Origin of the sequence: Acinetobacter sp. 742879 (genome assembly GCF_000588535.1) — a bacterium.
GTDB classification, from domain to species: Bacteria; Pseudomonadota; Gammaproteobacteria; order Pseudomonadales; family Moraxellaceae; genus Acinetobacter; species Acinetobacter pittii.
Genome location: NZ_JFYC01000001.1, coordinates 416,729 through 437,131 on the forward strand (window position 1 = coordinate 416,729; position 20,403 = coordinate 437,131).

The 20,403-nt window shown below is 37.0% G+C and carries 19 protein-coding genes; 10 read left to right on the top strand and 9 right to left on the bottom strand.

Annotated elements, in window-relative coordinates; genetic code table 11:
* Positions 1-99 precede the first annotated feature (99 nt).
* The 4 genes from J690_RS06795 to J690_RS06810 form a co-directional block, all read right to left on the bottom strand.
* Positions 100-1,305 carry an acyl-CoA dehydrogenase family protein gene (locus tag J690_RS06795; RefSeq protein ID WP_032034931.1) on the bottom strand — a complete coding sequence of 402 codons (1,206 nt, stop codon included), beginning with the start codon at positions 1,303-1,305 and terminating at the stop codon, positions 100-102.
* A 23-nt stretch (positions 1,306-1,328) separates the two neighbouring features.
* Positions 1,329-2,612 carry an acyl-CoA dehydrogenase family protein gene (locus J690_RS06800; RefSeq protein WP_171073722.1) on the bottom strand — a complete coding sequence of 428 codons (1,284 nt, stop codon included), beginning with the start codon at positions 2,610-2,612 and terminating at the stop codon, positions 1,329-1,331.
* 229 nt (positions 2,613-2,841) lie between these two features.
* Positions 2,842-4,215, bottom strand: coding sequence for an ABC1 kinase family protein (locus tag J690_RS06805; RefSeq protein WP_032034936.1), 1,374 nt, complete (start codon positions 4,213-4,215; stop codon positions 2,842-2,844).
* Positions 4,216-4,449: 234 nt separating this feature from the next.
* On the bottom strand, positions 4,450-4,752 hold the full coding sequence (locus tag J690_RS06810) for a hypothetical protein (RefSeq protein WP_005076193.1): 303 nt from the start codon (positions 4,750-4,752) through the stop codon (positions 4,450-4,452).
* 189 nt (positions 4,753-4,941) lie between these two features.
* On the opposite strand from J690_RS06810, the gene ybaK reads away from it, so the two are divergent.
* The 9 genes from ybaK (at position 4,942) to J690_RS06850 (ending at position 15,938) form a co-directional block, all read left to right on the top strand.
* The gene (gene ybaK, locus J690_RS06815) at positions 4,942-5,409 is read left to right on the top strand and encodes a Cys-tRNA(Pro) deacylase (protein ID WP_005069426.1); all 468 of its coding nucleotides are present in this window, start codon (positions 4,942-4,944) and stop codon (positions 5,407-5,409) included.
* Between the two features lie 158 nt (positions 5,410-5,567).
* On the top strand, positions 5,568-7,799 hold the full coding sequence (locus J690_RS06820) for a TonB-dependent receptor (RefSeq protein ID WP_032034938.1): 2,232 nt from the start codon (positions 5,568-5,570) through the stop codon (positions 7,797-7,799).
* Between the two features lie 565 nt (positions 7,800-8,364).
* Positions 8,365-10,512 (top strand): bifunctional mannitol-1-phosphate dehydrogenase/phosphatase, encoded by a 2,148-nt coding sequence (gene mtlD / locus J690_RS0104005; RefSeq protein ID WP_032034942.1) that lies wholly within the window; start codon positions 8,365-8,367, stop codon positions 10,510-10,512.
* A gap of 100 nt (positions 10,513-10,612) precedes the next feature.
* The gene (locus J690_RS06825) at positions 10,613-11,239 is read left to right on the top strand and encodes a 2'-5' RNA ligase family protein (protein WP_032034944.1); all 627 of its coding nucleotides are present in this window, start codon (positions 10,613-10,615) and stop codon (positions 11,237-11,239) included.
* On the top strand, positions 11,227-11,745 hold the full coding sequence (gene cobU / locus J690_RS06830; RefSeq protein ID WP_032034946.1) for a bifunctional adenosylcobinamide kinase/adenosylcobinamide-phosphate guanylyltransferase: 519 nt from the start codon (positions 11,227-11,229) through the stop codon (positions 11,743-11,745). The genes J690_RS06825 and cobU overlap by 13 nt, the downstream gene beginning before the upstream one ends.
* Before the next feature lies 1 nt (position 11,746).
* Entirely contained in the window at positions 11,747-12,802 is a 1,056-nt protein-coding gene (gene cobT / locus J690_RS06835) for a nicotinate-nucleotide--dimethylbenzimidazole phosphoribosyltransferase (RefSeq protein WP_032034947.1), read from the top strand.
* Positions 12,795-13,394 carry a histidine phosphatase family protein gene (locus J690_RS06840; protein WP_032034949.1) on the top strand — a complete coding sequence of 200 codons (600 nt, stop codon included), beginning with the start codon at positions 12,795-12,797 and terminating at the stop codon, positions 13,392-13,394. Before cobT ends, J690_RS06840 begins: the two co-directional genes overlap by 8 nt.
* A gap of 124 nt (positions 13,395-13,518) precedes the next feature.
* Positions 13,519-15,087 carry a histidine-type phosphatase gene (locus J690_RS06845; RefSeq protein ID WP_032034950.1) on the top strand — a complete coding sequence of 523 codons (1,569 nt, stop codon included), beginning with the start codon at positions 13,519-13,521 and terminating at the stop codon, positions 15,085-15,087.
* 107 nt (positions 15,088-15,194) lie between these two features.
* Positions 15,195-15,938 (top strand): adenosylcobinamide-GDP ribazoletransferase, encoded by a 744-nt coding sequence (locus tag J690_RS06850; protein ID WP_032034953.1) that lies wholly within the window; start codon positions 15,195-15,197, stop codon positions 15,936-15,938.
* Positions 15,939-16,009: 71 nt separating this feature from the next.
* Here J690_RS06850 and J690_RS06855 read toward each other — a convergent pair whose 3' ends face one another.
* Positions 16,010-17,119, bottom strand: coding sequence for a 3-deoxy-7-phosphoheptulonate synthase (locus J690_RS06855; RefSeq protein ID WP_079748383.1), 1,110 nt, complete (start codon positions 17,117-17,119; stop codon positions 16,010-16,012).
* 96 nt (positions 17,120-17,215) lie between these two features.
* Complete coding sequence (locus J690_RS06860; RefSeq protein ID WP_017386877.1) at positions 17,216-18,103, bottom strand: sulfite exporter TauE/SafE family protein; 888 nt, start codon at positions 18,101-18,103, stop codon at positions 17,216-17,218.
* Between the two features lie 61 nt (positions 18,104-18,164).
* Between J690_RS06860 and J690_RS23635 the strand changes: the two genes are divergently transcribed.
* Positions 18,165-18,281: a hypothetical protein gene (locus J690_RS23635; RefSeq protein ID WP_002122212.1), complete on the top strand. Its 117-nt coding sequence runs from the start codon at positions 18,165-18,167 to the stop codon at positions 18,279-18,281.
* Here J690_RS23635 and J690_RS0104010 read toward each other — a convergent pair.
* Genes J690_RS0104010 through J690_RS06870 form a run of 3 tightly spaced genes read right to left on the bottom strand, consistent with a single transcriptional unit; the run spans position 18,256 to position 20,382 of the window.
* Positions 18,256-18,537: a hypothetical protein gene (locus tag J690_RS0104010; RefSeq protein ID WP_032034956.1), complete on the bottom strand. Its 282-nt coding sequence runs from the start codon at positions 18,535-18,537 to the stop codon at positions 18,256-18,258. The two genes, J690_RS23635 and J690_RS0104010, sit on opposite strands and share 26 nt — an antisense overlap.
* On the bottom strand, positions 18,534-20,090 hold the full coding sequence (locus tag J690_RS06865; protein WP_032034959.1) for a PepSY-associated TM helix domain-containing protein: 1,557 nt from the start codon (positions 20,088-20,090) through the stop codon (positions 18,534-18,536). The genes J690_RS0104010 and J690_RS06865 overlap by 4 nt, the downstream gene beginning before the upstream one ends.
* Positions 20,083-20,382: a hypothetical protein gene (locus tag J690_RS06870; protein ID WP_005802273.1), complete on the bottom strand. Its 300-nt coding sequence runs from the start codon at positions 20,380-20,382 to the stop codon at positions 20,083-20,085. The genes J690_RS06865 and J690_RS06870 overlap by 8 nt, the downstream gene beginning before the upstream one ends.
* Positions 20,383-20,403: the final 21 nt, after the last annotated feature.

Sequence of the window (20,403 nt, forward strand, 5' to 3'; positions counted from 1 at the left end):
GAAATACCAAACCCTCTAATCATGTGATTAGAGGGTTTTATCTTTTAGATAAATCTTAGAGTTATGAAGCAAGAGAGTTTAGATTCTCTTGCGTCTTTTTTATTTTAATTCACTGGAAGATTTACCAAGCTCACGACGCGCAATAATTAATTGTTGAATTTGCTGAGTACCTTCAAAAATATCAAGAATTTTTGAATCACGTGCCCATTTCTCAAGTAATTCATCTTCGTTATAGCCTAGACTTGCTGCTAACTCGACACATTTTAAAGTGATCTCGTTACCAACACGACCTGCTTTTGCTTTTGCAATAGAAGCTTCTTTAGAATTTGGCTTTTTATTATCAGCCATCCATGTTGCTTTTAACATGAGCAGACGAGCAGCTTCCCATTCAGCCTCCATGCGGTAGATTTGTGCTGCAAGGTTAGAAGCATGCAGATAGGGAGTCGAGTAGTCAGGATCAAGCTGATCTTTAAAAATCTCTTTAATACGCTCTAGTGAAGCTTTCGCACAACCGATTGCCATTGCTGCAACTAGAGGGCGTGTATTGTCAAAAGTTTCCATTACTCCGGCGAAACCTTTAGCAACATCCACTTCGGCATTACCCAAAAGGTTCTCTGCTGGTACACGGCAGTCAATAAAACTGATGACTGCTGTATCTGATGCTTTAATTCCTAATTTATGTTCGAGACGTTCGACCTTCATACCGGGCGTACCTTTAGGTACGACAAATGATTTAATTGCTGCACGGCCAAGTTTACGATCGAGTGTAGCCCAAACAACGACAGAGTCTGCACGTTCGCCTGAAGTTACAAAAATCTTTTCACCATTTAGAATGTAGTCATTGCCATCTTTGGTTGCTGTGGTACGGATAGCGGCAGAGTCGGAGCCACAACCAGGTTCTGTGATGGCCATTGCTGCCCATGTTCCTTTGAACCGTTCTAATTGCTCATCATTTGCGACAGCAGCAATTGCTGAGTTTCCAAGACCCTGACGAGGCATACTCAGTAATAAGCCTGTATCGCCATAACACATCTCAATAATTCCAAGAGCGGTCGACATGTTGGTTCCATTGCGAATACCTTCATTGTCGGTATCACCGCGCTTTCCAGCACCCGTAGCACCCGCATTAATTCCTTCACCACCTTCATTCATGCCATCAATGAGGGAGGCAAGCATATCAAGTTCTTTTGGATATGCATGTTCAGCTTTATCATATTTGCGAGAAATAGGGCGTAAAACATTGATCGCAACATCATGTGCCTGATCAATCATCATTTTGAATTTTTTAGGATTTTGTAAATTCATTAAAGTATCCTCTGATTGATCTTTTAAGCATGTAAGCCAGATTGTAAAATTGCAGTAGCCCGTAAATCGCGGTACCAACGTTCAACGGGATGTTCTTTTGTGAAACCATGTCCACCAAGAATTTGCACACCGTCTGTACCAATTTTCATGGATTTTTCAGCACAAAGTAGATGAGCTAAGTAAGCTTCGCGGTGAAATGGCTTGCCTGACTCTGCAAGGCTTGCTGCATTTAAAATCAACATACGCATTGCATCAATTTCAATTGCCATATCTGCAATCATGAAAGCGACACTTTGACGATGTGAAATAGGTTCACCGAATGCAGTTCGTTCATTGGCATATTTAATACAGTAAGCTTTTACAGCTTCACATGTACCTACAGCCATTGCACACCACATTAAGTTGCCCAAATCTAAAAAAGCAGTGTAATCAAAATCTGTTGCACCTAAACGTAGAGCAGGAGTGTGATTAAAGCGAAGAGTTGCTGTTTCTGTGGCTTTAAGGCCCATGGCCGGAGTGTTTTTTATTGAAATTGTTTCATTACACTGCACGACAAATACATCTGGTTTACCGTTAAAGTCTGCACTTACTAAAAATACATCAGCTAAATCGCCTAAAATCACTAATGTTTTTTCACCATCAATAAAAAACTTATCATTTTCAAGTGATGCTTTTGTTTTTAAAACATAAGGGTTAAATGCTGGAGTTGTTTCTTGAACAGCAAAAGTTGCTGTAATGTCTGAGTCTTCTGCAAAACATGGTAGGTACATCGACTGAACTTCAGCAGAACCCCAACGTGTGATTGCATTAATAACGCTAAATGTACTGAGTAATCCTGCTGTAAGGCTGAAATCACCTTCAGCTAGTTTTTCAGCAATTAACAAGTTACTAACGATATTTTGTTCGGCCGCTACTCCACCGAGTGCTTCTGGAAGTGCATAGTAGTTAAGTCCTAAATCTTCAACATATTGCCAAAGACTTTCAGGAAACTGAGCTTCCTGATCGGCATCATGAGCTAACCCCAATAAAACCTCTTGAGCAAATTGAGACATTGCTTCAGAAGTCATTTGTTGTTCTTCGGTTAGACTTAAATCAAATAAATTTTTTTGTTGGCGAGGTAAACGTTGTTGAGAGATTTGCTTGGGCTTAAACGCTTTTTGAGTCTGCGTTAATGCTCTAAAGCCAGCTTTTGAACCTTGATAAAGAGATTTTTCAACAAATTTACGCAACTTGAGTTGATCAAGTACATCGCTTCCAGCCAATCTGGTGATCAGCGATAAACCCAAACCCTGAGCTTTATTGATCATACTTGTCATGATTATGGTGTCCTAACACATTGTTATTGTTTTATGCTGACACGCCTTATATTAAAAAACTATGTCGTTACTGACATTCGAAAAATGAGTAGATAAATGGTAAATAGAAAATAAGAAAATTATAAGTTTTTGATTTTATTTATTTAAAATAATTTCAATATTGGGGGAGCCGAGAAGGATTGACTAGAATGACATGGAATCATTCTAGTCTTTCATTAAATCAAGCAAAGTTACGAATCATACGTCGCACATTGGTTTTTGCATCAATAACCGTCATAAATGTGTAGGCTCCAATGAATTTACGGCTAATAAACATAAACTCTTTTGGCGGAACTGAAAAATAACGTGAAGCCATTGATTTACTAGCTTGTTGCATAACACGGCTATGAAGCTGGCTTTTCTTCCAGTCATAACGTTCGTGTTCATCCATAAGACCAGCGGGCATATCTGGGTTATTTGCAGGAGTACTGAATGCTTCTGTTGCAAGTAAAAAGACATCAGCCATACCTGGTTTAATACTTTCAGGCATCGCATCAAAGAACTCGTAACCAGTCATGGCTTTGACCATTGCATCTTTATTATGGTGATAACCTGCCTGAATGAGTTGACGGGCAACTGATAGCAAGTGTTCATCAAACTGGCGAATAGCACCAAAATCTAATAATACAATTTTGTCTTGAATGTCTTGGCCATTACCTAAACGAACAAGGTAATTACCAAAGTTAGGGTCAGTTTGCATTTCACCCCATTCAAAAATTTCACGAACCGCAATCTCTAATGACGCTTCACCGAGTTGATTACGACGTTCCTGAGGTAATGACAACATCACAGGGCTATTAATTGGCACACCACGTTCAAAAGTCATGCAGAGCACTTGATTTGTGCAATATTCATCTACAATTGTAGGAACAATATAGCGCTCATCATCTTTTAAGCGTTCACCAAAGCGACGAGTAGTGGCAGCTTCAACATCATAGTCAACTTCACGATGCATCATTTCACGTACTTCATCAAACCACTGATCAAATTCACGGGTTTGTGGAACCATACGCGTCAGTTTAAGCATGTTTTTAAACAAGCTCATATCGGAGTCAATAGCATTTGCAACGCCCGGATATTGAATCTTTAAAACTAACTCTAAACCATCTGATTTACGCGTTGCACGGTGTACTTGTGCGAGAGAGGCCGTACCAATTGGCTCATGATCAATTGTTAAATCATTTAATTTAGCGCCCAATTGCTCTTGAAGGTGCGGCTTAATTGCAGGCCAATCTAAAGCAACTGTCTGGTTATTTAAGGTGTTTAGTGCTTGTGTAATTTCTTCAGGTAAAAAATGCTCACCATAAAGGGCCATCATTTGGCCAATCTTAACAATAGAACCCTTAAGTTTACCTATTTCAGAAACCAGATAATTAGCTTGCTCGCTCATCGCTTTTTTGCGTTTCTTTTCTTTTTCTTCCTCATTAGAAAATAAAGAAGAAGCACTTGCAGTTGCCCAACGTGTTCCTGCAAGTAAAGAAGCTTTCGCGATTGATAAGCGTCGATCCATGGAAGAAGTTTTTAAACTCTTAAGCTTATCTTTCTGATTTGACATGAAAATAGAATCCTATGCGCATCATGCAGCCAAACGCTGGTGATCTAAAATTGTAACGAATATTACATGTTTTGAGCGTATTAAAATAGTTCTCTCAGACTGAATGATCAGTCGAGATGGCTATCTTTATTTCATTAACTTTAAAATAGCCTAAGCAATTTTAAAATTTAAGAAACTTACAGCGTTCAGGTGAGTAAAACTAGGGTAAAAACGGATCTTTCACAAAAACTTAAATTACATTTTAAATTGGATCTTCAATTCAGACTTTTGCATTAAGTGAAGGCGATTGGACTGAATATGCTGTAATAACATTTGTTTGACTGAATCATGCATAAAACCAAGTGCATGAGCTTTTACAATAATAATGCTGGGTAAGGTATAGAAAAAATACTTAACATCCTCGAGTGTTGCGTTATTAAAGATGCCTTGTTCAATTAACGTCTGCTGTAAAAACTGCTTTTCATTTAAGACATAATCTGAAGATTCATCCCAAAAACGGTGACGCATAGCCATCAGATTGTTGTGTTTATAACTCATAAAATTGTCAGCTCAGACTTAAATCTAAATAAAATATATGGAGTCGAGCCATGAATATCAAGTTGAGATTATTTTTTATTCAGTTGCTGTTTGATTTTTTATGTAATTCTTGTAAATAGCCTAAGCAATTTTAAAAATTTTTCTAAAAAACCTATAATCCAAATAATTTCATCTATAACACTACTTATTATGACTCCTGCATGTAGACTGTTAAAAAGTAATAAAATCGAATTTTCTATTCATGAATACGAACATGATTCAAATGCTAAAAGTTTTGGATTAGAAGCAGCAGAAAAACTAAATTTAGATGTAAGGGAAGTATTCAAAACATTGATGGTTAGCGATGATAAGAATTTTTTTGTTGCAGTATTACCAGTTAATCACCAATTAAATTTAAAAAAAGTGGCTATGGCGTTTGGCTGTAAAAAATTGCAAATGGCTAATCCTAAAGACGCTGAACGTTTAACGGGGTATTTGGTCGGAGGGATTAGTCCTTTAGGTCAGAAGAAACGCTTAAAAACCGTTATTGATGCATCTGCACAAGAGTTCAGCAAAATCTATGTGAGTGGAGGGAAACGGGGACTAGATATTGGCTTAAACCCGAAAGATCTAGCACAACTCTTAAATGCTCAATTTGTTGATGTACTTGATGAGTAAAATAAATCTATTTCTTATCTCATTAAATTAACTAATTTTAAGATAGGTAGGATTAAATCAAGTTCTTTTAATAAAAACAATTCTCATTATTATTTATATTTAGTATTATTCCGAGCCTTATAACTATCTAATAACTTTTGGGTTTGGAGAAAGGGAAAATGCATCAAAACAAAAAGGTTGGGGTTAACTCGAATCATCTGATGTGCGCTGAATCACGGTATTTTAAATTAAAACCTTGTTGTATTGCTCTAGCAGCAATATTTGCGCAGCAGGTTTATGCAAATACAAATATTGAAAAGGCAGCCCTTAATAATCAACCGACACAAAAGCCTGTAGCTCAATTGCAAAAAATTATAGTGACGGCGACAAGGACGCCAAAAAATATTGCTGAAATTGCAGGCACAGTTCAAACGCTTGAAAAGCAGCAAATTGAACAACAGGCAACTGCTGGACGGAAAATTGCCGATATTCTGGCTCAGTTGGTTCCATCACTCGGGGTGAGTAGTGGAACGACTACCAACTATGGGCAAACAATGCGTGGTCGTGATGTCATGATTATGATTGATGGCGTATCGCAAAATGGCTCACGCGATGTTGCTCGGCAACTAAATAGTATTAGTCCAGGCATGATTGAACGTATTGAAGTTCTTTCAGGAGCTACAAGTATTTATGGATCAGGTTCTACCGGCGGGATTATTAATATTATTACGAAACGTGCTGATTCGACTAAACCAGTAAGTTTTGAAACTAAACTTGGTATTACGTCTTCCGATACATTTCGAAGTGATAGTCTAGCTTATGAAATTGGCCAATCTATTTCATTTAATAAAGATAATATAAATGGTTTCTTAGGGGCTAATTTCACTAGTCGCGGATCTCAGTTCGATAGCCATGGTGATCGTATTGCTATAGCACCTATGCAAGGTAGCCGTCCTGATACTGATACAATTGATATTAATAGTCGTATAAATATAGATTTAACTGATAACCAATCACTAAGTTTGGGTGCACAGTATTATAAGGATGAACAAGATACGAATTATGGTCCTGATTATGGGAAAAATTATATTTATGGAGGAGCGCCTAACTCATATATTGGGAAAAAGGGTTTAGAAATATCTAATCAGCCTTTTACAGAGCGCTATGCATTCAACACTCAATACCAAAATAAAGATATTTTAGGTCAGGTCTTAAATTTAGAAGGATATTACCGTAAAGAAGATGCTCGTTTCTTTCCAGTCTTTTTAGGAGGGGAAGGTACAGAAGCAAAACAATCTCAATCTGAAATCGAAGTGGCTGGTCTGCGCTCAACAGTACAAAGTGATTTAAATATTATGAATCGTGAGCTTAATCTAACTTATGGCTTAGATTATGAACATGAAAAAGATCATCAACACTACGAGCATTTCACAGCATTTAATACAGGTTTGACCTATAAACCTACAGGTAAAACTTCCGATGCCGGTCCAAATACAACAATTCAAAGTGCTGGCATTTTTATACAAGGTGATTACGCTTTAACAGACCGTATGAATGTCCAGGCTGGTACTCGTTACCAATATATCAAAGCTGAAACAGAACAGTACTCGACTAAAAATGGCATACAGCCAAGCGGATCTGTAAATGACGATGCTGTTTTATTCAATTTGGGAGCGATATATAAATTAACAGATGAGCAGCAAATATTTGCTAATTTCTCTCAAGGTTTTAGTTTTCCAGATGTACAACGGATGATGCGTGATGCATTTAATATCTCAACAGCGAATATCCAACCTATTAGTGTAAACAGCTATGAACTAGGCTGGCGTTTACAAGGGGAGCAAAGCCTAAATCTAGGTATAACGGGTTTCTATAATACCTCAGATAAAGTTGTTCAATTCTACAAGAACAGTAATAAAGAAACTGTTGCTGAGGTTATGGATAAAGACCAACGTGTATATGGTGCTGAACTAACGGCGACCTACCCATTTATGGAAGAGTTTAAAGTTGGGGGAACACTGGGTTATACGCGTGGTCAATATAAAGATACGGATGGTAAATGGAAAGAGTTGAATGCTTTTCAAGTTTCACCAATCAAAGGTACTGTTTTTGCCGAGTGGAACAGTGATGAGAGATATGGTGCTCGTGTGCAAATGCTTGCTATAAAAGGTACAAATGAAGCAGTAAAAGATGGCTCACTTTCAGCTGTAAAAATTAAAGGCTATAGCACGATGGATGTTTTGGCACATTTTCCAGCTTGGAAAGGACGTATAGATTTTGGTGTATATAATGTTTGGAATAGAGACTATCGAACTGTCTATAGTCAACAAGCAGAAAAAGTATATGGGCTGGTAGAGAGTATTCCAGCTGAAGGACGTACTTACGGCCTCAGTTATACATTTAATTATTAATATGAGGCAATAGAGGGAATATCTATAAATTATAGGTATTCCTTAATAAATATAAAAAAATAGCAAAATAAACTTGCATCAATAAATGAAAATGATTATCATTATCTATATTAAGAGTTAAGGAGGGTTCTAAAAAATTAATTATAGTGCATACCACTCTCTAACGTTAAGTTTTTAGTCGATTTAAAGTTATACCAGCGACTCCAATAATAATAACGCTGAAAGATGAGTTGATTTCTGGTATGTGAGCGCCTGCAAGATATTATAAAAACAGGCAGGTTCATCTAGCGGTAAATGGAACTAATAAAAATAAACATTATCAGCGCAACAAAAAGAACTAATCAAAAGCAACAGGAGAGGATGGCCTGTTGTTTTTGTATCTAAACTCAATTTCATAATTATTTATCTATTTCAACTCTTTTCATCTTTTAACTCTATTGAGTAACAGATGGATTATATTTTTGATTAAAAAATAACCACTAATGTTTCATTTATTAACATCCTGCCTTTTTAGGCATTTTTTTGTATACCCTGAATAAAACATGATCAAAAAAGAGGTAAAAACGTGCTTATTTTTCATGGAAAACCTGTTCATGGAGCTATCTTCGATATGGATGGGACAATGTTTGACACTGAGCGATTGCGGTTTCAAACATTGCAACAGGCATCTCAAGAAATCATTGGACAGGAATTTTCACACGAATATTTAATGCAATGTTTAGGCTTAAGTGCAACTACTGCTGAGCAACTGGCTCAACGATTATATGGCGTAAATGTTCCATATAAAGAAATTCGAAAAAAAGCTGATGAGATGGAACTCGAATATATTCGAAAACACGGCGTACCTATCAAAAAGGGTTTAGTTCAGGTTTTAGAGCGTTTACGAAAATCTGGTTTAAGAATGGCCGTTGCGACTTCAAGCCGTAGGGCAATTGCCGAAGAATATTTAATTAATGCGAATGTTTATAAATTTTTTGATGTGATTACCTGTGGTGATGAAGTAGAGCAAGGAAAGCCGCATCCAGAAATCTTTTTAAAAGCTGCTAGTCAACTTCACTTGGATGCTAACCAGTGTCTTATGTTTGAAGATTCTGAAAATGGTTTAACTTCAGCTCACACTTCAAAAGGTTTAACGATTTTATTAAAAGATATTAAAGAACCAAATGACGAAATGCTGGAAAAAGCACATTTTTATTATGATCAGATGTATGACTTTTTAACCGATCTCGATCAATTTATCCCTGTTATGGACATGCCAGAAATGCAGGAACCTTTTCCGCAAAGTCTGAATCAACTGACTGTGGGAATACATGGTTTCGGTGCTATTGGGGGTGGTTATATAGCGCAGATCTTGTCACATTGGGATGGATATACAAAGCCAAAACGTATTATTGCTTCTACAAGAAATAGTCTTTTTCGCGAAGCTGTGAATGCATTTGGAACATATAGCATTCGCTATGGGCAATTTTCTTATGATGAACGTATTGAGAATATGACCATTGTTGATTCTGAAAATGAACAACAAATGTTGGAGATGTATACCCATTCAAGTTTGATCGCACTGTGTTTACCCGAACAGGCCATCGAAGCTGAAGCAAAAATAATCGCAAAAGGATTATATGCTCGCTTTAACTCGCCACTTGAAACATGTATTGAACCACTAACTTTTCTAATTATTTTAAATAAAGTCGGCGCGAAATATTTAGTTATGAAGCATCTTAGAGAAGCTCTATTAGAATTGACCAACGATGAAGATGTGACTGAACATATTTTAAAAGAACATTACTTTTGCGATACCGTTGTAAATCGCATGGTTTCAAAATTATCTAATCAAAATTTATATCGCCAACTTCGTATTAAGCATAATTTCCTTGAACAGCATTTAGAAGATGTTGAACACGAAGAACAAATCGAAATTGAAGACTGTAATAAACTGACTCAAGACCAGCAAAACCAGGCATCTTTATATGTCGATAACATGCGCCGTAATTTCCAGCCAGGCCATATATTACAAAGCATGGACTTGATTCTGTTTCATAGCGAAACGGATATGCCAATTTATGTAGAAAAAGGCAGCCCTTTACTCGAAAAGTTGCGTCAAGTTGTTTTGGTTGAGCAGATTACTGATATCCAATTAATCAAAAACCGTCTATGGAATGGCGTGCATGCCATGCTTGCTTGGTACGCATCTTTACTAGGTTATGAGTCTATTGGTGTTGCCATGGGGGATCATTCAGTTAAAGCGTTTGCAGAAAACTTAATTAGAGAAGTAAAGCAAGGGCTTGCAATTGTATTACCTAATTATGCAAAAGATCTGGACCGCATGGCACAAAGTTTTCTAGACTCATGTGAATATGCATTTAAAGACCCTTGTCAAAGAGTGGCAAGAGATCCACTTCGCAAATTAACTCATAATGAAAGAGTAATTGCATCAATTGAGGTAAATATTAATTATGATTTGCCTTATAAAAACCTATTAAAAGGCGCTGCTTTAGGTTATGCCTATGCGATTCAATTTTTAGAAATTGAAGGGACTGATGCAATTAAACATTTACACGAGCAAGTTAAAAAACTGGATATGAGTGCTGCTCAAAAAGCACAACTTGAAGTTGAGTTAAAGCAATTAATTGAATATTTATTTTCTGAACACGGCAAACAGCCTTTAAACATGAATATTGTCAACTCAGAAAAAGCGCGTACTCAATATGCCTAAATCCTTTTAATTATGCTCTACAACTGAAAGGCAAACATGCTTTAATACAAGAATTGAATGATTTTGAATTAAAGCTTTGTTGCTAAAACCCTCGACGTTCATGGTGCCAACATCTATACGAGATTATCCTGAGTGGCATCTTGGACGGCAAAATTATGCATTGTGGTATTTAGAAATTAATAATCAAAAAACAGTTGATTATTTAGATGCCTTGCGCGCGCATTTTTCAGAATTCTTATTAGAACCCAATAGTCGTCAATATCATATCACACTGTTTATATGTGGATTTTTAGACTACGAAACCAGATTTTATAGTGATGACTTTAGTTTGAGTGAATTTGAGCAGCAAAGAGAAATCTTAAAAAAAGAAGATTTTGCTCCGTTTCATTTAAAAATTGGTTCAATCGATAGTTTTAGTAGTGCTCTATTTGTAGAAATAGGAGACACTGAAAATATCTTATTTCAGATACGCCAAAAGTTAGGTTTAGTTTCTAATGAAATTGCGGCTTTAGATTATTGCCCACACATCACTTTGGGGTTGTATAATACAGAATATAGTAGTGATTTGATTTTACAAAAAATTTCTGAATTACCTGTACAATATAAACAGGCTGAATTTGACCTTAAAGTTGAGCATTTAACATTTGGTTATTATCAAGCTCAAACTTTACAAGGTAAGTTATATCCGTATCAGCATTTGTTTTTAGGTGATGCATGTTGCAACTGATTTTGGGTGGAGCTCGTTCCGGCAAAAGCCGACTGGCTGAACAAACGGCAATAGATAGGCAATTAGCTGTCACTTATGTTGCAACGGCGCAAGCGCTAGATTTTGAAATGCAAAGCCGAATAACACATCATCAAAATCAGCGTCCTTCTCACTGGTCTTTGGTTGAAGAACCTTTATATTTAGCAAAGATTCTGCAAAAAATTGATCGACCTAATCAAATTATTCTGGTGGATTGTTTAACACTTTGGTTAACCAATTTATTACTTTTAGAAGATCAAAATGTTCAACAACTTGAGTGTGAGCAACTATTAAAAGTTTTACCCATGCTTCAGTCAGAAATTATTTTAGTAAGTAATGAAACGGGTTTAGGCGTTGTGCCACTCGGTGAGATTAGTCGTCGATTTGTCGATGAAGCAGGCAGACTGCATCAGAGTTTAGGGCAAATTGCAGATAAAGTTGTGTTTTGTGTGGCTGGTTTTCCAATGATTTTAAAAGGTGAGAAATAAAATGAACTGGTGGTTACAATCTGTACAGCAACCTGATGTGGACACAAAACAACAAGCTGAGCAACACCAGCTTCAACTGACCAAACCTACAGGTGCTTTAGGTGATCTAGAACTGATAGCAGTAAAACTTGCTAGTTTGCAATCAAATGCGCATCCACACATTAACCATCCATGGATTACAGTTTTTGCTGGCGATCATGGCGTGGTTGAAGAAAATATCTCTGCATATCCTCAAGCCGTTACCCGTCAAATGTTACAAAACTTCACGACTGGTGGTGCAGCAATTAGTGTCATTGCCAAATATCATCAAGCTCATTTACAAGTGATTGATTGCGGTACAGTTGGTGAAGCATATAAATATGCAGGGGTTGAACGTCATTGTATTCGTGCCGGCACAGCAAATTTTGCCAAACAAGCTGCAATGAATGCAGATGAATGTCGTGCTGCTTTAGAGTTAGGTAAAAACAGTGTAGACACGGCCAAATCTAAAGGTGCAGATATTTATATTGCTGGTGAAATGGGTATAGGAAATACCTGTTCTGCTTCTGCCTTAGCTTGTCTTTTATTAAATGATACTGCCGAGCAATTAACTGGAGTTGGTACAGGAATTGGTGCCGATCAATTAAGACATAAAATTGAAGTAATTGAAAAGGCAATTGAACTTCACCATAAACATGTTGTTGGTGATGCATTCAAAACATTATGTGCTGTAGGTGGTTTGGAAATTGCGGCAATTACGGGTGCTTATATCCGCTGTGCGCAGGTGGGCTTACCTATCATTGTGGATGGTTTTATTAGTTCGGTCGCTGCTTTATGCGCAGTGCGGATGAACTCTAAAGTGCGTGACTGGATGCTTTTTGGCCATCAATCGGCAGAATATGGCCACCAACGTATTTTACAAGAACTCAATGCTGAGCCGATTTTAAAAATGAATTTACGTTTAGGTGAAGGTAGTGGTGCTGGCGCTGCTTTGGCATTAGTTAGAATGGCATGTGTATTACACAACCAAATGGCTACCTTTGCTCAAGCTGCCGTAAGCGGGGATAAAATTGGGTAAATTTAGAATTGATTTGCTCAGACATGGCGAAAGTCAATATAGCCATACTTTACGTGGCCATTTAGATGATGAGTTAACAGCAAAAGGTTGGCAGCAAATGCAGTCAACCATTGAGCAAGTGGCTAATCAGCCATGGGATGTCATTATAAGTTCATCATTAAAGCGTTGCGCTTATTTCGCTGAGCAACTTGCTAAAACAACTGGACTCCCTTTACTTCTAAATCATGACTTAAAAGAAATGTATTTTGGTGATTGGGAAGGCGTCTCAACTCAGCAAATTTATGAAACCTCACCCGAATTACTGGCAAACTTTTGGCAAAAACCAACTCAATATTGTCCACCTCGCGCAGAAACATTAAACCAGTTTCAAACGAGGGTTCTTAAAGGTTTTCAGAATTTGCTGGAGCATAAGCAAAAACAAAATTTAGAGCATGCACTGGTTATAACTCATGGCGGTGTAATTAAGCTATTGGCTTGCTTAGCCAGACAACAACCTTTAGACGACTTACTTAAAATGCCAGCAGAGCTTGGAAAATTATATTCACTCGAATTTTCTGAAACAGATGGACAGTTAACTTTTATATTTAGATAGTAGTTTTATATTTTTATACACTTGTAAGTTATTATTTTTATAAAGATATTTAAGTCTATGTAATAGAACTGTCATTGCTAAAAACTAAGCTATTGGCATTTCTTATTAATCACACATCTGGCTTATGAATATTTTATTTAAAACAACTATACTCGCTGCATCACTATTACTCGTTGCGTGTAACGATAATGATGATCAAGGAGCTCAAACTACACCATCTACAAACCAATCAAAATATTATCAAACGAAAACGCCTTACCAACCTCAACAAGAAATAAAAAACTATGAACAAGCACCGAATGGATTCCAGCCAGTTTTTACAGAGCTAGTGGCGCGTCACGGTTCAAGAGGCCTTTCAAGTCTGAAATATGATTTGGCACTTTATAATTTATGGAAACAGGCAAAATCAGAAAATGCCTTAACACCTTTAGGTGAGCAATTAGGTGCTGATTTAGAAGCCATGATGAAGGCAAATATCTTATTAGGTTATGGCGTGGAAGGGATCCGCCAGTACGGTTATGGAAACGAAACCATGACTGGTATCTTAGAACACCGTGGCATTGCAGATCGTTTATTACAACGCTTACCAACTCTTTTAAATTCTCAAGCCTCTATATTGGTACAAAGTTCTGGGGTGGATCGTGCGGTAGATAGTGCTAAATTTTTCACTGCTGAACTTATAAAACAACAACCGCAACTGAAAGATAAAATTTTTCCATTGTCTTATACCAATTTATCAAGTGAGAGCGTGGCGAGTGTTGAAGATGGCGGCGTAGATCGTTTCAAACTCTATTTTCATAGTTTGAATGCAGACGAAGACTTAGTTCAACCCTTGAGTGCTAGCCAACAAAAAATTTATGATGCTAGTCAGGCCTATCAAGAGTTTGAAGAAAATAATAAAGATTTAGCACAAAAGTTAGATGAGTTATCAAAAAATTCAGAAGCTAAAAAAACAGCTCAAATAGTGCTCAGCCCGATTTTTAAAGCAGACTTTATTAAGAAACTTGGTACAAAAGGTTATAGTTTTAGCAACACTGGATCTTTTACAGTCACTTCACCTAAAGGTGAGCAAATTACAGAAAAAGGTAAGGGCAAAAATACGATTGCTAGTGCAGTAGATGCAGCAGCTTATATTTATGAGCTCTATTCAATTTCTGGTGGTATGAAAGATGAGTTGAAAGGTATTGATTTTGATAAATATATGCCGTTAGATGCTGCAAAATTTTATGCTGAATTTAATGATGCGAATGATTTTTATGAAAAAGGTCCAAGTTTCACAGAGTCAAATCAAGTCACAAGTGAAATTGCCCAAGGGCTCAAACAGGATCTGTTCCAACAAGTTGATGCTGTGGTGAATAAAGCTCAGGCTTACAAAGCAGTTTTACGGTTTGCCCATGCTGAAATTATTATTCCTTTGGCAACCAGCTTAGATTTACATAATATGATGCAGCCTTTACCACTACGTCAGACTTATAATTACTCAACCAGCGCATGGCGCGGTGAAGTAGTTTCACCTATGGCGGCAAATGTCCAATGGGATATTTACCAAAATAGCCAAGGCAATACTTTGGTTAAAATGCTTTATAACGAAAAAGAGACTTTATTTAAGTCCGCATGTAACTATGCACGTTATACACCAACTAGTTTTTACTACGACTACATTAAATTGAAACAGTGCTATCAAATGCAATAGATTTTCAGTTTTTTGGAGTCTTTAATGGGAATAGGGATTGCTATTCCCATTTTTATTTATTCATAATCCAATTTGTTTTTAAATATAGATCAGTTAGAGACTTGGATATGACACCTTTTTGGATTGCATTGCAATTTCTAACTGTTCTGCCTATTGAGTTAAAGACTATACCAACGGCGCAACAAAATGGTCGAGCTATTTTGTTTTATCCTCTAGTCGGTCTGATTATTGGCGGCATACTTTTTATTGTTGCCTGTCTTTTTGCCAAATTACCCGTTATTTTGCTTGCAACTATCATAATCACTTTATGGATTTGGCTAACAGGTGGGCTGCATTTAGACGGGCTAGCAGATACGGCAGATGCATGGGTAGGCGGTTTTGGTGATAAACAACGAACTTTACAAATCATGAAGGATCCAAGTTGTGGTCCAATTGGAGTCCTCAGCTTAGTTATCATATGTTTGCTCAAATTCGCATTGGTTTATGTATTGATTGAACAGCATCAAACGTTATTTTTAGTCTTTGTTCCTATCCTTGGGCGTGTGGTGCCATCTATTTTATTCTTAACTACACCATATGTACGTGAAAAAGGTTTAGGGCGTTCTTTGACTGATCATTTACCCAAAACAGTCTCATGGATAATAGCTGCGATAGTTTTGTTATTGGCTTTATATTGGGAATGGCAAGGGCTCATTGCCGTTATTGGCTTTTTAATCAGTCTGATTTATTTAAGACATCTGTTTATTAAAAGAATTGGTGGTATTACGGGGGATACTGTCGGTGCAGCGATTGAACTAAGTGAAACCGTGCTGCTCTTTGCTTTTATTGTGAGTTATTTTTATTTAGTTTGATTTTGAATTTCACCCAAAAATAAAAAAGCCCTCAAGAATGAGAGCTTAATTTTCAATCTTAAAAAGATGAATTAACGGTTTGGTAAAACATCTTTTAAAGCTTCATGCATTTCAAGCAATGTCTTTTCAGTAGTTTCCCAGTCAATACAGCCATCAGTTACTGATTTACCATATTCAAGGTCACAAAGATTTTCAGGAATATCTTGGCGGCCGCCTTTTAAGTGACTTTCGACCATAATACCTACGATTGACTTATTACCATCTAAAATTTGTTCAGTAATATTTTTAAGAACAAGCGGTTGTAAGTACGGGTCTTTATTTGAGTTAGCATGGCTCGCATCAATCATGATTTTGTTGCTCACTTTAGCTTTTGCTAAAGCATTTTCTGCTTCTGCAACAGAGCCTGCGTCATAGTTCGGTTTACCGTTACCACCACGTAATACAACGTGTGCATAAGGGTTACCACTGGTATTGATAATTGAAACTTGACCGTCTTCATTTAGACCTAAGAAACTATGGCCATATTTAACAGATTGCATCGCATTGGTTGCAACAGTTAAACCACCATCTGTACCATTTTTAAAACCGACTGGTGAAGATAGACCAGAAGACATTTCACGGTGAGTTTGACTCTCTGTTGTACGTGCGCCAATTGCAGACCATGAAATTAAGTCTTGGTAGTACTGTGGAGAGTTCGGGTCGAGTGCTTCTGTTGCACATGGCAAACCTTTTTCATTTAACTCAAGCAAAAGTTTACGGCCAATACGTAAACCTTTTTCGATATTAAATGAGTCATTCATATCAGGGTCATTGATTAGGCCTTTCCAACCAATTGTTGTACGTGGTTTTTCAAAATAAACACGCATAACTAGATATAGAGTATCTTTAACCTTTTCGCTTAGCGCTTTTAAGCGATCAGCATATTCGTGAGCAGCTTTTGGGTCGTGAATAGAGCAAGGACCAATAACAACAAACAAACGTTTATCTGAACCATCTAAAATATTACGAATAGTTTCGCGGCCTTTTAGAACAGTTTGCGAAGCAACATCAGATAAAGGAAGTTCTGACTTAAGCTCATTTGGTGTTACAAGAGTTTGAATGCTTTTAATATTAACGTCGTCGATATCTGGCTTTGAAACGGAATTTGAATGTGTAGTCATTGCTGTCACTGGTTCGATCATACTAAAGGTTGTTTTGTGTACTGAATATACCATGAAATAATTATGAAAATACTACATCTCATGGTATTTCAGATTGGAAAAATCCTATTGATTTTACTATCTTTCAGTCGAGTTGCCTGTTTTTTCAGCAACTACTGCTTGTTGTTGTACCACAGGTGCTTTCGGTTTTGCTTTGACTGGATGAACCATAAAGTTAACACCGAGGGCAAATAGGGTAATCCCTAGAATTTTTCGGATTAAACGTTCAGGCATACGAGAACTAATTAATGTTCCAATAATAATTGCTGGAATCGAACCCACCAATAACCACATCAGAAGAGTAAAGTCGACGTTACCAGCACTCATGTGTCCAAGGCCAGCCACCAAGGTAAGTAATACCGCATGTACAACATCCGACCCGATAATTCGGATCATTGGCAAGTTCGGGAACATAATCACAAGTGCCATGATCCCAAATGCACCCGCACCAACTGATGAAAGTGTTACGAATACACCTAAAATGATGCCCATAATCACGATAAAGCTACGTTTTTTATGGATTGCCAACTGCTCATTTTCAGTTTGAGTGACTTCTTTAGTTCTGAATTTATTAAAGAATTTCTCAATACGCGTACGGAAAATGATGGAAACACCAGTTAAGGTCAACATAAAGCCTAATACCATGGTGAGTACAGCTTTATAGTGTGTTGACTGGCTTAAATAATGCTCAAGTACCCATGAAGTAATGAAAGATGCAGGGATACTCCCTACTGCTAGCCATAAAACAATTGGCCAGACAATATTGAGCTTTCGAGCGTGAACCATTGATCCACAAAATTTTGAGATTGCAGCATAAAGTAAATCGGTACCAATCGCGATATGAGGTTCAATTCTAAAAAGGCTAATTAAAATTGGTGTCATTAATGATCCACCACCAACTCCTGTAATCCCTACACAGAAACCAACTAACATACCCGCTAAGATAAATTCAAAAGCACCAGACATCTTTATCGCCACTTATCACGAAACGCAGATATCTTATTCCTTTTAGAGATAAACAGTTGTCATGAATAATGATTTACTTATGCAAAAAAAAGCTAAGCAACGAAAATTTTGCTTAGCTTGTACTATTTTTCATCATTTTTTAAAGAAAATGATTATTTTGATGACTTTAGTGGGTTAATTAAAAGTATTAGAATAAAAGTTAATGGCGTTGCAAAGATCCACCAACTGACAAAACCAATTGAAAATTTATATTGTTGAATAAGAATAAATGCACATAAACCAAATAGCATGAACGCAACTATTTTAAAGTGCCGGTAATATTTTTGAGCTAATGATTTGAAATGACCTGTTGATTTCGGCGATCGATATTTCTCGCTCGCCATAAACAACATATACATCCCTAATAAAATTAAGATGAAAGCTATAAGAATCATGAGCTCACCTCAGTATTTAATTTATTCAGTTTTTTTTGAATTTTTTCTACGGCTTTATGCTGGATAGGTTGAATTTTGCAAAATATAAAAATGGCTAAAGCTGCAAATAGCCACAAAAATACATCTACACGTGCAAAGATCCAATAATCACTGAGGCTTTGAGCATACTCATGTTTAAGTAAATAAATTAGATTTAAGATTGGAAGTGCAAGACACAGCATAATAAAAACGCTAAGTTGAGTTCGCCACAAATGCTGCTTTTTAGTGATTAATGCAATGATCAAGCTGACTAACCAAACCAAGAAAAAGCTATAAATTTCATAATTGATCGTGGTTGAAGTGACTGTAAACAATCGATTGGCGCTTAAATAGGCGACAGTTGCACAAGGTAAGCCAACAAACGCTGCAACATTTAAACGGTCAACTAAATAGTGCCCGAAATGAAACTGACTACTTTTATTTTGAATTTGTCGTTTAAGACTCCAAAGTAACAAACCAGAGGCAATCATTACACAGCCTAAAATGCCTGAGAAAAAGAATCCTAAACGAAGTAAAGGCTGAGCAAATGTTGCCATGTGCAGGCCATAAACACCCGCATTTAGCGTGGCAATAGGACTATGATTACGTGTATCTGCCAAGACTTTGCCAGTTGAAGCATTTAATGTAATTTGAGGTTGATTACGAGTAATAGTGCGATCTTCTTTTTGAATAAATGTAATTTGAGCTTGATTGGTATTCGGGTTTTTTACACTCATTGTTGATAAGGGTTGGTTGCCCCAACTTTGTTGAACTTGGCTCAGCAGTTTCTCAATCGCTAAGTTTTGAGCAGGTTGAATCGATTGATCCTCAAGTACAGTCTTTGTACGTATTTCGGTAAAATATTGATAAGGGTTTTCAGGGTAAATCTTTTGCATTCCCCAAGGCAGATATAAATAAAAGAAAATAGCTAAGCCTGTAAATGTAATGGTTAAAAAGAAGGGCAGTGCAACGACTGAAGAAATATTGTGAAAGTCTAGCCACGAACGCTGAGACTTAAATGTACGTAAAGTAAAAAAGTCAGTGAATATTTTTTTATGGGTAATAATGCCTGAAACCAAAGCAATCAGCATAATAAATGCGGCAAGACATACGACTAATCGCCCAACTATTATTGGAATGCCAAAAAGTTGGTAATGGAAGCGGTAAAAAAAATCTCCGCCTAGGGTTGCCGAAAGTTGAAGTTCTTTTCCCGTGTTAGCATCAAGTGTGGCATTACCATAACCGCCGTCAGCTTTTTCCCAATACATGGTGTTGACGGGACTTTCTGGTGTAGCCACAGTTAAGTACCAAGATTTGGCGTCTGGAGCGTTTTCTTGTAAATATTGATATGCTGTTTTAATAGCAATATCTTGCTTTACCTCATATTGCGCAAGTGCAGGCTGCATCCATAAATTAATTTCGTGGCGGTAATAAGATAGGCTACCCATTAAGAAAATGGCAAACACGAGCCATCCAAAAATTAAGCCAGTCCATGAGTGTAGCCATGCCATAGATTGACGTATACCTTTATGCATAACCCACCGTCCGTGTCACAATAAAGAAAAGGGCAAATAGTGCGATTGATAAAATGGTCAGTCGTACTAATGATTGAATGCAGAAACCAACAATTACAAAGACTACGTAAAATAAAATCGATATAAATGCTGAAAGATAGATAGCCTCAGCTTTGTCCAGATTCAAAAGGAAAATTCCAGTGAGTCCAAGACTTAAATACGTCATACAGGCAAAGCCCATACCGAAAACTAGCAAGAATCGATAGAAAACTTTTATACGATATGACACAGGGAGATTTACAGTTTTGGACATCTTTACTGACACATAAACAAA